16 protein-coding genes and 3 pseudogenes are annotated in these 11,313 nt (G+C 68.5%); 9 read left to right on the forward strand and 10 right to left on the reverse strand.

The window, feature by feature from the left end; translation table 11 throughout:
• The first annotated feature begins 74 nt into the window (after positions 1–74).
• Both KM933_RS21930 and KM933_RS21935 read left to right on the forward strand, forming a co-directional pair.
• Positions 75–521, forward strand: coding sequence for a hypothetical protein (locus KM933_RS21930; protein ID WP_260333948.1), 447 nt, complete (start codon positions 75–77; stop codon positions 519–521).
• A gap of 42 nt (positions 522–563) precedes the next feature.
• Positions 564–1,102 (forward strand): annotated as a pseudogene (locus KM933_RS21935) (transposase family protein); the annotation flags it as partial.
• On the opposite strand, the pseudogene KM933_RS21940 reads toward KM933_RS21935, so the two are convergent.
• The 4 genes and pseudogenes from KM933_RS21940 to KM933_RS21950 all read right to left on the reverse strand — a co-directional run.
• Positions 1,100–1,614, reverse strand: a pseudogene (locus KM933_RS21940) (IS3 family transposase); the annotation flags it as partial. The pseudogenes KM933_RS21935 and KM933_RS21940 sit on opposite strands and share 3 nt — an antisense overlap.
• Before the next feature lie 45 nt (positions 1,615–1,659).
• Positions 1,660–1,811, reverse strand: a pseudogene (locus tag KM933_RS40650) (IS3-like element ISRhosp1 family transposase); the annotation flags it as partial.
• 209 nt (positions 1,812–2,020) lie between these two features.
• On the reverse strand, positions 2,021–2,665 hold the full coding sequence (locus tag KM933_RS21945) for an SMI1/KNR4 family protein (protein WP_221354749.1): 645 nt from the start codon (positions 2,663–2,665) through the stop codon (positions 2,021–2,023).
• A gap of 106 nt (positions 2,666–2,771) precedes the next feature.
• Entirely contained in the window at positions 2,772–3,344 is a 573-nt protein-coding gene (locus KM933_RS21950; RefSeq protein ID WP_308013503.1) for an HNH endonuclease family protein, read from the reverse strand.
• 94 nt (positions 3,345–3,438) lie between these two features.
• Between KM933_RS21950 and KM933_RS21955 the strand changes: the two genes are divergently transcribed.
• Positions 3,439–4,380, forward strand: a complete 942-nt coding sequence (locus KM933_RS21955; RefSeq protein ID WP_221354753.1) for a hypothetical protein — start codon at positions 3,439–3,441, stop codon at positions 4,378–4,380.
• Here KM933_RS21955 and KM933_RS21960 read toward each other — a convergent pair.
• On the reverse strand, positions 4,371–4,511 hold the full coding sequence (locus KM933_RS21960; protein ID WP_221354755.1) for a hypothetical protein: 141 nt from the start codon (positions 4,509–4,511) through the stop codon (positions 4,371–4,373). The genes KM933_RS21955 and KM933_RS21960 overlap by 10 nt on opposite strands.
• Before the next feature lie 12 nt (positions 4,512–4,523).
• Between KM933_RS21960 and KM933_RS21965 the strand changes: the two genes are divergently transcribed.
• Positions 4,524–5,015: an NsdA family TPR-like regulatory protein gene (locus KM933_RS21965; RefSeq protein ID WP_221354757.1), complete on the forward strand. Its 492-nt coding sequence runs from the start codon at positions 4,524–4,526 to the stop codon at positions 5,013–5,015.
• A gap of 379 nt (positions 5,016–5,394) precedes the next feature.
• The gene (locus KM933_RS21970) at positions 5,395–5,826 is read left to right on the forward strand and encodes a ferritin-like domain-containing protein (protein WP_221354759.1); all 432 of its coding nucleotides are present in this window, start codon (positions 5,395–5,397) and stop codon (positions 5,824–5,826) included.
• A gap of 176 nt (positions 5,827–6,002) precedes the next feature.
• Here the strand turns inward: KM933_RS21970 and KM933_RS21975 are convergent, their stop codons facing one another.
• The 4 genes from KM933_RS21975 to KM933_RS21990 all read right to left on the reverse strand — a co-directional run bounded on the left by KM933_RS21975 (position 6,003) and on the right by KM933_RS21990 (position 7,675).
• Positions 6,003–6,377 (reverse strand): fic family toxin-antitoxin system, toxin component, encoded by a 375-nt coding sequence (locus KM933_RS21975; protein WP_221354761.1) that lies wholly within the window; start codon positions 6,375–6,377, stop codon positions 6,003–6,005.
• A gap of 8 nt (positions 6,378–6,385) precedes the next feature.
• Positions 6,386–6,622: a hypothetical protein gene (locus KM933_RS21980; protein WP_221354763.1), complete on the reverse strand. Its 237-nt coding sequence runs from the start codon at positions 6,620–6,622 to the stop codon at positions 6,386–6,388.
• Positions 6,623–6,968: 346 nt separating this feature from the next.
• Positions 6,969–7,283 (reverse strand): hypothetical protein, encoded by a 315-nt coding sequence (locus KM933_RS21985; protein ID WP_221354765.1) that lies wholly within the window; start codon positions 7,281–7,283, stop codon positions 6,969–6,971.
• A complete protein-coding gene (locus KM933_RS21990; protein ID WP_221354767.1) occupies positions 7,280–7,675 on the reverse strand; it encodes a DUF6415 family natural product biosynthesis protein in 396 nt (131 codons plus the stop codon). The genes KM933_RS21985 and KM933_RS21990 overlap by 4 nt, the downstream gene beginning before the upstream one ends.
• Before the next feature lie 112 nt (positions 7,676–7,787).
• On the opposite strand from KM933_RS21990, the gene KM933_RS21995 reads away from it, so the two are divergent.
• Together KM933_RS21995 and KM933_RS22000 are read left to right on the forward strand one after the other, a co-directional pair.
• A complete protein-coding gene (locus KM933_RS21995; protein WP_221354769.1) occupies positions 7,788–9,032 on the forward strand; it encodes an NsdA family TPR-like regulatory protein in 1,245 nt (414 codons plus the stop codon).
• 2 nt (positions 9,033–9,034) lie between these two features.
• Complete coding sequence (locus KM933_RS22000) at positions 9,035–9,355, forward strand: 4a-hydroxytetrahydrobiopterin dehydratase (protein ID WP_221354771.1); 321 nt, start codon at positions 9,035–9,037, stop codon at positions 9,353–9,355.
• A gap of 217 nt (positions 9,356–9,572) precedes the next feature.
• Here the strand turns inward: KM933_RS22000 and KM933_RS22005 are convergent, their stop codons facing one another.
• Positions 9,573–10,379: a hypothetical protein gene (locus KM933_RS22005; RefSeq protein ID WP_221354773.1), complete on the reverse strand. Its 807-nt coding sequence runs from the start codon at positions 10,377–10,379 to the stop codon at positions 9,573–9,575.
• Between the two features lie 183 nt (positions 10,380–10,562).
• On the opposite strand from KM933_RS22005, the gene KM933_RS22010 reads away from it, so the two are divergent.
• Both KM933_RS22010 and KM933_RS22015 read left to right on the forward strand, forming a co-directional pair.
• Positions 10,563–10,811, forward strand: a complete 249-nt coding sequence (locus KM933_RS22010; RefSeq protein ID WP_221354775.1) for an antitoxin MazE7 — start codon at positions 10,563–10,565, stop codon at positions 10,809–10,811.
• Positions 10,812–10,813: 2 nt separating this feature from the next.
• Positions 10,814–11,197, forward strand: a complete 384-nt coding sequence (locus KM933_RS22015; RefSeq protein WP_221354777.1) for a toxin Doc — start codon at positions 10,814–10,816, stop codon at positions 11,195–11,197.
• The last annotated feature ends 116 nt before the right edge of the window (positions 11,198–11,313 follow it).

Genomic DNA, 11,313 nt, shown 5'->3' on the forward strand with positions numbered 1-11,313 from the left:
GGGCTGTCCCGTAAGCAATTTTCGACCGGTTGCGGCAGTGCCTCGCGCGCGGGCGACTGGGCCCTGATGGCAGGATGATCGCCCCGACGATTCTGGGGGCCATGTCCGTGCACACGCCTGCTGACTACCTCGAACTGGCGCATGCCGAGAGTGACAGTGCCGTACTGCACCGACTCGCACGGTGTCCGTACCCCTTCGTATGGCAGGCGCTCGCCGCCAATCCCGCCACGGCGCCTGGCACTCTGCTGGAACTGAGCACGGCGCAAGACAGCGCCTGGAACGACAACAGGCTCCTTCGGCTGCTGGCGGAGCATCCGAGTGCGGACCGCGCGGTGCTGCGAGGCGTCCGTGATGCCGTGGCGGCGAAGCTCGCCGAAGGTGAGCGGCCCTATGCCGCTGTGCTCGCGCTGGCTGGGCGGACGGAACTTGCGGCGGCGGAAGTGCGACAACTCGGGACTCTCCGTGGGGCTTCTGCGTGTCTGCGCGGTCAGCTGGACCGGCACCTCGGGCTCCGTACCTGACCCATACCCGTCCCGGTCGACTCCAGGTGAAACGATCTTGGTGTGACTGCAGTGATCACGGCGTCGGTGCCGTCCTGGATAGGTCCCTTCACCGGGCTGAGCCCGCGCTGCTTCCGCAGGCTGGTGACCGCCGTGCGGCGCGAGACCGATGCCGAACTTCAGCGTGGCGGCCCTGGGGGCTCCCACTGGAGGATCGCATTCTGCTTGTCATGGCCTACTGGCGCACGGACTTGACCATGCGCCAGATCGCCCCGCTGTTCGGCATCTCGAAATCGGCCGCAGACCGGATCATCGACCACCTCGGGCCGCTGCTCGCACTCTAGCCCCGCAAGCGGTTCGCGAAGGACACCGTTCTGATCGTGGACGGCACCCTGGTTCCCACCCGTGACCACACGATCGCAGAGCAGTCCAAGAACTACCGCTATTCCACGGCCCATCAGGTGGTCATCGACGCCGGCACCCGCCTGGTCGTCGTGGTCGGCCGGCCCCTACCGGGAAACCGGCACGACTCCCGCGGCTGGGAAGAATCCGGGGCCAAGGCCGCCATCGGCAAGACGATGACCATCGCAGACGGCGGCTACGTAAGTGATGTCGCCGCACCACGTGGTGTCCAGCGTGTCCGCGGTGAAGTCGCACATCACCAGGTCAGGCGCGGGCGGCGCGGCCGGGTCCGCGATCGTCGTCCGTTTCTTCTCCCGCAGGTGACGGCCGACGATGTGGTTGATCCGCATCAGCCGGCTGACGCGCTTGCGATTAAGCCTCCGTCCCCTCGCACGCAGTTCAGCATGGACGCGCGGGGCGCCGTAGGCGCCATTGTGTGCGGCGTGGATGGCGCGGATCTCGCTCACGGTCCGCTTCTCCTCGGCCCGGCGCTCGGCTCGGGCCTGCTCGGTGGCCAGGTGCCGGTAGTAGCCGGCCCGGGAGGCCCCGAGCACCCGGCAGATCCGCTTGACGCCGAAGTCGGCGCGGTGGTCGGAGATGAAGGCCCAGCGGCGGGGGCTCACTTCACCTCCCGGGCGAAACAGGCGGCTGCCCGGCGCAGGATCTCGCGCTCCAGGTGCCACTCCTTCTCCGCCCGCAGCCGGGCCGGCTCCCCCTCCGGGCTCACGCTGCCATCGCGGCTCACGGGCGCAGCCTGGGCCTCGTCCTTGCGTACCCGCGTTCGCAGCGACTCCGCGGTGAGCCGAGATCAGCGGCCACCGCCGCATACGTCCGCTTCCCGGCGGCGGCGCGATGGAGCGCGACGGCATCCTTCCTGAACTCCTCCGGATACGGAGACTTGCGTCCCACCTGGCCATCCCTCCCTGGACCATCAAGATCCATTGTCAGGGTGTCCACTCCGAAGGATCAGCCTCAGGCGACGCCTACACCCTCGACCCGAGCAATGCCTGGTTCAAGGCGTGTGACCCGTCCAAGGCCACAATCGTCTGCACGATGGCCAAGCCGTAGCAGGTAATCCTTGACGGTCCCCGCCCGGATCCGGACGGGGACCGCTTTGGTCAGTGAACCGGGCTCCAGTGCTCGGCGGCATCCGTCAGCCAGGACCCCTCAGGACGGTCCCAGATCAGGCAGCCCCACACGATGCCGGGCACATCGGAGCCCATCAGATTCGCGGGCCCTACGGTAAGTGTGCGGTAAACATTCTCCAGGTAGGCGGCCATCGACGGGTAATCGGGCGTGCCGACCGGGTTGTCCTCGAACGACCACTTCCCGACACCACGGGCGCCGATGTAGGAGCCTTGCAAGGGAGCGTCTTCGTCGTCCCCTGTGAGCCAGGGAACTACCTCGGCGCCGCCCCAGAGGTCCTCCGTACCAGGCCCGGGAAGGCGCGGCGCCAGCGCCTTGGCCGGCGCCAGAAGCAACCCGTCAGGGAAGAACTGCCCAGAGAAGATCTCGCCCTGCTCGTCAGCTCCGATGTCCTGGTGCTCCACACCACCGCACAGTCGCCACAACTGCCCAAGTTCAGCAGGAAGTCCAAAGCCGAGGCGTTCGCGGAGAAGAGTATCGGCGTGCTCGATCTCAGCCTCGGACGCAGGCGGCAGGAGCGAGGCGCGCGAGAGGGGTGCATATTCGGCGAGCCATGCGGTGATGTTCCGCCAAGCCGCCTCAAGGTGGGTGGAGTCGATGTTCTGTTCGGCAGGCATGCGGCCAACCGTAGTGTAGTACGAGTGATCACCCTGTATGAGTGGTCATGGTGACAACGCGCGGCCAAAGCGCCGGACACGGTGCTCGCCCCTGCTCAGCACTTGCTCAACCTTGTTGACCAGCTGGTGGCCGGCGGCGGCGCGGTGGCGCGATGGCGCCAGTCCAGAACCTGCTCCCGGGTGAGCTTCTCGAGGACCAGCTCCTGGTCGTCGTCGATGATGGTAGCGCCGCGAGCTCGGTGTCGTCGACGGTCAGGTCCCAGCGCAGCTTCGTGGCGACCCACTGCGCGGCGTACGTGCAGCGCACCGCGGTGTCCGGGGCGGGCGGCAGCCAGGTGGCCGGGTCCTGGTTGCTCTTGCTGCGGTTGGAGCGGGCCGTGACGGCCACCAGGGATGCTTCTGCACCCTGATCGTTGGCGTAGGCCTCGCGGCGTCGCGCCGTCCAGGCGGAAGCTCCGCTGTCCCAGGCTTCCGCGAGGGGCACCATGTGGTCGATGTCCAGACCGGCCGCGGACGTCACCGAGGTCGCGTCGTAGTAGGAGAACCAGCGGCCGCCCGTCAGCCGGCAGTTCGGGCCGATTTGCGGCGCCTCGACAGCCTCCGAAATGAGTACCTTCGCGCGCGAACTACAGGCACCACGTTCACGATCGCGGGCATTGTGGACTCCGTAGAACAGGATTGTCTGCGGACGGTGAACCACCTCCACGGATGGCGCGCTGAGGGTATGTTTCCGCGCACGCTACACACCTGATCAACTACATAAGGAGGCGGCAATGAGCGGCTGGCGGGCACGCCTGACGGACTGGCGTACACGCAGCCAACGGGGCGCAGAGCATCTGTTGGACGTGGCCCCGGCCACCGAGGCCACGCGAGGCAAGCCTCTTCGGTGGAGACTCTTCACTGCGTTGGTCGCGATGGTTCTGGTGATCGGCGGGATGGTGCTGGAGAACAAGGTAGGCATCCTCTTCGCCGAGGACAACGCTCAGGCTGAGGACAAGGCCCAGAACGCTATCGACAAGGCTCGGCACGCGGTACAAGCGAACGTCGCTCTCGCCGGGGCCTCGGGCCAGTGGGAGCTGGAACGAGGACTCGAACCGTCTGACGTGGAAGCCCTCACTGCGACGCACGGGGACGTTGACAAAGTTGAGGCCTTCTTCAAAGCCCGGGGAGGGCACGTCATCAACGGCAAGGGGTCCCCCGGCTGGGAAGTCACGATTACCAGCGATCGTGAAGAGATCGTCATGCTCACGAAGCTGCGTGCCGAGGTGATCAAGTGCTGGAATCGAGTCGCCACGGTGAACGCTGGCCTTCAGGTGGGTGGACCGGAGGCTTGGGAGGACATCTCCTTCGGCTTCACGGGTCGCGCGGCGACCAAGGGCACGAAGGTGCTTCCATCTGACTCGAAGAAGGCTGAGAAGGCTGCGCTGAGCGGGAAGTTGCTTACCTCGTCTGAGCTGCGATGGAACAAGGTCATCTACGTGGGCGGCGGCGAGACGCCAGGCGCGCTAAACGTCTCGGTCTTCGCCGACAAAGACTGCGAATTCGTGATCAAGGCTGACTATCGAGGGACCAAATCCGGTGAGACCGGCACCTTGACCATCAAAGACAAAGGGAGGCCGTTCGTGGCCCGCGCCTCGCACGGGGAGGAGGCAAAAGAGGGTTGGTTCGTTGATCCGAACATCGGCCAGACCTGGCCAGAGGAGCCCTACATGTAGGCCCCTCCGGCATCCCAGTTGTCCGCCACCTGGTGCAGGCCCTGCGTCTGGCCCGGGCCGCCTATCTGCGCGGCTATCCGGAGCAGACCGCCGACATGGCCGAGGTCGCGCACGAGTAGGCCAAGGGCCACGCCGCGCCGCGCGTGCTGGGATTCGCCAAACTCGCCGAGGCCCGGACCCACGCCCGGGCGGGTCGGCGTGGCGATACCCACGCCGCCCTGTCGGCGGCCGAAGGCTACTTGGAGGCGATCCGGCTCGGAGCCTACGATCCGGCGCAACTGGCCTATTTCGGGTATGGGCGACTAGCCACCGACGCCGTGGAAATCCACCGGAACCTGGGCAACCCCACCGAGGCGTTCCGGTGGAGCGAAAAGGCCGCGCCCATGCCCGCCAGCCGATTCACCCGCGCCGTCGGCATCTGCAGGGCTGTCCTGGCCTGCACCCATCTTCAGCGCCTCGACCTCGACCAAGGCCTGCCCCATGCTCAGGAGTCCCTGGCCATCCTGCAGAACCTGCGCTCCCCGCGGGCTCACGGCTACGTCAGTGAGACCGTCCGGGCACTGGATGCCTGGCGCAGAGAAGCGAGCGTTGCCGTCTTCATGCACGACGCCCGACGCCGGTTGTTTGCTGCCTGAGTGAGCGCTCCGTACGCTCACCGCAACTGCGGCGCCCCGGCTGGGCGAAGCGCCGGCCGAGCGGTCCTCGGGCCGGTCCCGCAAGCGCTCCGCTCGCAGGCCAACCCGCGGCGCATATACCGGTGGCTGTGCTGTGAGTACTGCGGCCTTCCCCGCGGGCCCCGGGCGGCCGCTGGTGCACCGGACCGGCTCTGTTCCGGTCCGCGGACGGCCTGGAACAGACAGCCGACCACGGGACATATTGAGCCACAACCGTACTTTCTCTGTCCCGCTCTTCCAGGGGACGGGAAGCTTTCTCCGTATGCCGGGCTCCGGTGTCACTGCGGGTCTGGCGTCTTCGTCCGGAGCGGGCGGAGTAGCGACGGCGGAAGGTGGATTCATGAAGGGTGATCCGCAGGTCATGGAGGCATTACAGGAACATCTCACGCGGGAGCTGACCACGGTCGACCAGTTCTCCCAGCACGCCTTCCGTCATGAACACCAGGGCCGTGCAGCTCTGGCACAGTCCATCGAAGCCGCGGCTGTGCGATCGACAACCCACGTCAGGACCCTTTCCTTCCGGATCCTCGACCTGGAAGGCATGCCCAACGCGCAGAGAAGGCACCCGCTCCGCCAGGGAGAGACCCTAGAGGAGATGCTGCAGAATGACCTGGCGTTTGAGTTACAGGTACGGGATGGACTCAACGAAGGCATCGGGATAGCAGGTACGCGGGGAGACTGGACGTCCCAGAGGATGCTCCAGGACTTCTTCATCGCCAGGGAACCCCACGTATTCTTTCTGGAACGCCAGCTCGATCAGCTGAGGAGCTGAGGAGCGGCATCCTCCGTGTCTCGCACGGTTCCGCGCTTCGCGGCATAGAGTGCGGAACGATCAACCAGCTTCCAGCCCTTCTTTGTACCTGCGGACGCGGGCAGGGGCTTCGGCAGCAGGGCCCAGCACAGGTAGAGGCTGCTGCGGATGGGTTCCAGGGACTGCAGGCGCAGACTTCAGCCGCGCTCGGTCCATTCCTTGAGCGTGTCGGCCAGGGCGCGCACGTCCATCTGTGCGGAAGTCACCTGTTCAGCCAGGGCTGCGGCCTCCTTGGCATTGACGCGTACGGGCAGGCCGCTGGCGCGTAGGTAGCCGACCGCGACGGTCACACCGAAGAGTGCGTTGCTGTGTTCGAGTGCCGGAAGGCGGCACAGGGCCTCGAACAGGGCGGCGGCCCGGTGGTGGGGACGGGCATAGGCGGGGGCGTCCAGGACGCGGAAGCAGTGGCGGGCCCGGGCGGCTTCCAGTGCCCCCCAGTCCGTGACGTCAGGATCTGCAAGCTGGGTCCGCGCGACTTCAAGCAGCCACGGAAGATCTACGTTCAGTTCCACAAGCAGACTCAGGCGGCCGACACGCTGGTGCCGGTTTCAGCGGGGCCGAATCGAAGGGCGAATTCTTCGCGCATCCCGGGTGTGCTGAGGAAGTCGGCGCAGCCCTGGACGAACCGGGCCCGGTTGAGGCCCTCGGTCAGCACCCGTCCGGCATACACCGTCGGGTCCTCGTGCCGCTCCTGCGCCTCGCGCACGAGCTGCTCGTACTGCTCTTCGCCGATGTTCAGCCGGAGCTCCTTGTCCATGCTCTTACCGTAGCCGTCTTTGCTGGCGTACCGGAAGGAATCCTCTGATCAGCGGTTGCCAGCCGGAGCGGTGCAGCGGCAGGGGATGCAGAGCTGCGGGCAGCTCGCTCATCCTTGCGGGCTTCGAGGGTCTGTCCCGGGGCGCAGGCGGCGGGTCGGCTCCGGATTCGACGAGAGCGGCCAGAGGGAATCCGGTGATGTCATGCCGTGCCGGTGTGGGGCCGCCCCGCCCCTGTACACCGGGGGAGGCGGGGCGGCCGTGCTCTGGCCGGGGCCGAGCACCACAGGATGCCGCCGGCAAACACGCTCGCCGGGGCATCTGGTCATGGTCCTGCTGGGTGGGGGTTTACAGGCGTCGGGCGAAGGCGTCGGGCAGGAACAGGCTGCGCGCCCGATGTTCGGCCCACATGCCGCCTGGGTCCTGTACACGGCTGCGGTAGCCGAGGCAGATCAGGCAGTCCTCGTCGTGGGCTGCGGGCAGCGACTGCGGATGATCGGTTGCGATGTGGCGGGCCAGAGCGATCTGGACGTACAGGCCCTGCTCACACGTCGGGGAGGCGTCCGTCAGCAGGAGCGACTCGTTCAGCAGGTCGAGCAGGGTCGAACAGGTGACACAGGACCACATGAAAGGCGGCGGCACGGGCCACAGGGCCGCGCTCATGCCAGGTTCTCGTGGTGGTCGAGCAGGGCGTTGAGGACGCGGGCCAGCTGCCGGGCGTGGGCGGCTCCGGCCGCCGATGTGGGCTCAGGCTCGGTGTCCAGCGTCATGCGGGCCTCGCCGAGGCAGGCCAGGACGCAGCACCGTGAGGGGCTCTGCCGGGGAAGTCTGCTGGCGGTCTGCTGGATCTCGGGCGCGAGCAGCTGGAGGTGTCCTCGCAGCTGCAGCGTGAGCATCTCCAGCTCGCCGGCGGCCGGCGGGACGCCGTGCGCGCCGGCGCCGGGGTCGAGCAGACGGTTCACCGCGACGCGCATCGCCTCCACGTCCAGGGGCAGGTGGTCCTGCCCGACCGCGCGAGGGACACTTGCCGCATTCTGTGCACGTTCTGTAGCCACACGGTGATGATGGGTGTGCACGGTGGGAGGCAACCAGGCCAGGCCGTGGCCACGTACGGCCACACAGCGGCCACGGCCGGGGACGGACGCGATGACAGCACAGACTGGGCATATGGGCCGTAACGACGCGCTGCGCGCTGCACGGCTGCGTGCCGGCTGGCGGACCCTGGAACAGGCGGCCGCCCGCCTCACCCAGCACGGGCAGCAGCTCCTCGACGACCGGCAGTTCAGCGTCTCCGCGCGCACCTGGCGCCGCTGGGAGGGAGCGCATCCGGGCTGGCCCGCCGAGGAGACCGCGATCGTCCTGCACGACGCGCTCGGCCGCTGGCCCGAGGACCTGGGATTCACCACCCCGCCCGGGTGGATCCGCCCCGAGCACCACGAAGAGGCTGATGTGAAACGCCGTGCGTTCGTGTCCGTCACCGCCGCGGCGCTCGTCGCCGGGCCGTTCGCTCCGCAGCACGTCGACCCGGCCCTGATCGACTACTTCCGGCAGCAGCTGGAGGGGCACTACCGGGCGGACATGCTCCTGGGCCCGCACGACCTGATCGGCACGGTGTCCGCGCAGTACCAGCTCATCGACAAACTGATCCGCTCGGCCAAGGGCGAGACCCGCCGCGGTCTCCTGCGCATCGGCGCCGCGTACGCCGCGCTGGTCGGCTGGCTGTACCAGGACGCCGGCGACATGGGCGGCGCCAGCTTCTGGCGCGGGGTCACCCAGGAGATCGCGATGCGCTCCCGCGATGCGCACCTGATCGGCTACTCCCTCGTCAACCAGGCGCAGGTGCGCACCGACCTCGGGGACGGGCCCGCGGTCATCGACCTGTGCGAGGCGGCGCTCGCCGGCCCGGACCGGCTGGTGCCCAAAGTGCGGGTGATGGCCCTGCAGCAGCAGGCGCACGGAGCGTCCCTCGTCCGGGACCGGGGCGCGGTGGACCGGCTCATCGATCAGGCGGACGCACTGCTCGGGCGAGTCGATGACGCTCTGCCCTGGGGAAACGCGTGCCGGCGCACCCCCGGATACCTGGAGGTACAGCGGGCCACCTGCTACGGCCGCCTCGGTCTGGGCGCCCAGGCACTCGCGCTGTGGGATCAGGTGCTTCAGATCGTTCCCGAGACGGCCCGCCGCGACCGCGGCGTGTACCTGGCCCGGCACGCCACCGCGGCTGCGGGAGCAGGCGAACCGGACCAGGCCCTGGAGATCGCCCGCACGGCCGCGGACATCGCTGCCCAGACCCGATCGGCGCGTATGCGCCGGGAACTGGTGGCCCTTCAGCAAGCGATGCGGCCGTGGCAGGATGCCCCGGTCGGCCAGGATCTCGCGGAGGTTCTGGCGCCCGTGACCGAGGGGAGCTGAGCGTGCCCGAGGCACCCGTGCCGCTGACCGAGGACGAAATCGTGATCGCGCTGGACGGTATGGCGGGCTGGCGCCGTGAAGGCAACGAGATCACCCGTACGTTCGGCATCCGCTATCACGGCGGGGTCGCGCTGATCGTGCACGTCGCGGACGTACAGCGGCTCATCGGCCACCACGCGGACATCGACCTGCGCTGGGACCGGGTGAGGTTCACCATCACGACGCACGACGCGGGACACCGCCTGACAGCCGCGGACTTCGACCTCGCCCAGCGCATCGACACCATCGCGGCAGCGCACCTGGCCGAACCCCTCGACGCCTGACCGGGACACCGAACCGGCCCGCCTGCGGATCGCGGCTGCGGGTGCAGCCGGTAGGACGCTCCTGCTGGATCGTCACCGCCTGCGGTCCACGGGACATCTGGCAGGAACTGCAGGACCTGGCCGGCCAGTGGCATGCGGCCGGCCCCGCACTGGTGCGCTTCGGTGGAGCTCTGCGGCGGGCCGGCTGCCTCGCGGCCGCCTCGGGGATCGCTCCCGGCTACAGGAGCGCGTCGTCGGTAGCGTCGCACGGGCCGGTGACGCCGGTTTCGCAAAAGAGCGCGTCGTCGTGGAGCACCCCGCGCGGCCACAGCCCTTCGGTCGGTCGTTCGTCGATCACGACGTGTCCGGCGTCCTGCAGGAAGTGCGCGAACCAGGCGAAAGGCCGCTCTCCAGGATCGGGGTCGTGCTGTTCGGCGGCCGTCAGCGGGCTGAAGAGGCCGACGGCGGCCGCGGCGGGGACCGGCTGGTCTTCCGGTCCGGTGAGGGTCTTCGTTGCGCCGATCCGCTGGTGCAGGCGCAGGCATCCGGTGCACAGGCAGTGCGGGTGGTCGTAGCGGCCGCGGTGGCCCTGCACCGTCCAGGACGGCCAGTGCCCGGTGGCCGGGTCCCACCCGTCTTTCCTCTGTTGGCGCGCGGTGCGTGCGCAGGTGCGGCAGTTCTTCGGCCTGCGGCCGAATGCGGTGATCATCCGCTCGTAGGCGGCGCGGGTGTCGGGCATCCAGAAGTAGGCGAAGTCCAGGCCGTAGCCCGAGCCCCAGTCCGGCTTGCCCTGGTGGGTCAGCGGCAGCAGGTCCGGTACGGCGGAGGCCTCCCGCGCCGCCTTCAGCAGTTGCGCGGCGCCCGTGCCGGCCTGCGTAGGCCATGCGCCGCCGGGCGGCGCGGCCGCGACGCGGGCGGCCGCGGCCTGGGCGCCGGCCCGGGTGCAGTAGGCGAAGCGTGCGGCGACCTGCCCGTCGGGCGTGGAGATCGTCCAGCGCTGCGCGTCGCCGGTGTCGTTGGCCGGGGCGGGACGCTGCCACAGCACCTGATCCTCGGCAGAGCCGAATCGAAGAGCGTATTCCTCGCGCAGCCCGGGCGTGCTGAGGAAGTCGGTGCAGTCCTCGATGAACCGGGCTTGGTTCAGGCTCTCGGCCGGGATTTGTCCGGCGTGGTGGTGCGTGCCGCACAGAGGTATTCATGAAGGTATTCTCGGGTGCATACTCAAGGCATGACTGATACCACCGTGAAGATCGACACCGAGACCCGGGACCGGTTCGCTGCGATCGCCGCCGCCCGCAAGACGAGTGTGCGCGCGCTGCTCGCCGAGCTGGCCATCGAGCAGGAGAACCAGCTCAAGCTGGGGGTGGCGACGGACGCGTTTCGTGAAGCGGTCTCCCGGCCGGGCATGGCCGAGGCGTTTGACCGTGACTTCGGGGGTCTGCCGCAGGCTCCGCGTACCACGCACCGGGCGGCCTGATCTTGGACCTGTACATCGACATCCGCTGGCTGCTGGACCGGCAGGAGGAACTGCTCGGCAAAGAACTCGGCGTCCTGGACTACTCCGCGCTCGTGGCCGCTGTGGCCCGGCACCGGGTGAACACCCCCCAGCTCACGGAGGGCTCCCCGGACGCGTACTGGCGGGCGGCCGCGCTCATGGAACAACTCGTACTGCTGCGCCCCCTGCCCGCCCGCAACGAGTTCTTCGCCTACGGAGTCGCCGTCGCCTACCTCAAAGCATCCGGCCACGACGTGGACACGACCGCATACGAGCCGTGGCGCGACCTGGTCGCCGACATCCGCGCACTGCGCCTGACCGTGTACGACATCGCCGACCGGCTGCGCTCCCTGCGGCTCCCTGAGTAAATGGGTCAGCTGAGTGCCCTGCTTCTGGGGGACGCTCTTTCCGTGAACCTTCCCCTTGATCGTGGACGCCTGGAGACTGGAGCCTGAGGTTCCAGAGGAAGTAGCACCAGGTGGGA

The organism is Streptomyces beigongshangae, assembly GCF_019710745.1.
GTDB classification, from domain to species: Bacteria; Actinomycetota; Actinomycetes; order Streptomycetales; family Streptomycetaceae; genus Streptomyces; species Streptomyces beigongshangae.

Bases quoted from the DNA above. Each gene is read 5' to 3' on its own strand.
- KM933_RS22010 (WP_221354775.1), top strand. From the start codon at position 10,563: ATGACTGATACCACCGTGAAGATCGACACCGAGACCCGGGACCGGTTC.
- KM933_RS21930 (WP_260333948.1), top strand. From the start codon at position 75: ATGATCGCCCCGACGATTCTGGGGGCCATGTCCGTGCACACGCCTGCT.
- KM933_RS21955 (WP_221354753.1), top strand. From the start codon at position 3,439: ATGAGCGGCTGGCGGGCACGCCTGACGGACTGGCGTACACGCAGCCAA.
- KM933_RS21985 (WP_221354765.1), bottom strand. From the start codon at position 7,283: ATGAGCGCGGCCCTGTGGCCCGTGCCGCCGCCTTTCATGTGGTCCTGT.
- KM933_RS21995 (WP_221354769.1), top strand. From the start codon at position 7,788: ATGGGCCGTAACGACGCGCTGCGCGCTGCACGGCTGCGTGCCGGCTGG.
- KM933_RS21945 (WP_221354749.1), bottom strand. From the start codon at position 2,665: ATGCCTGCCGAACAGAACATCGACTCCACCCACCTTGAGGCGGCTTGG.
- KM933_RS21980 (WP_221354763.1), bottom strand. From the start codon at position 6,622: ATGGACAAGGAGCTCCGGCTGAACATCGGCGAAGAGCAGTACGAGCAG.
- KM933_RS21970 (WP_221354759.1), top strand. From the start codon at position 5,395: ATGAAGGGTGATCCGCAGGTCATGGAGGCATTACAGGAACATCTCACG.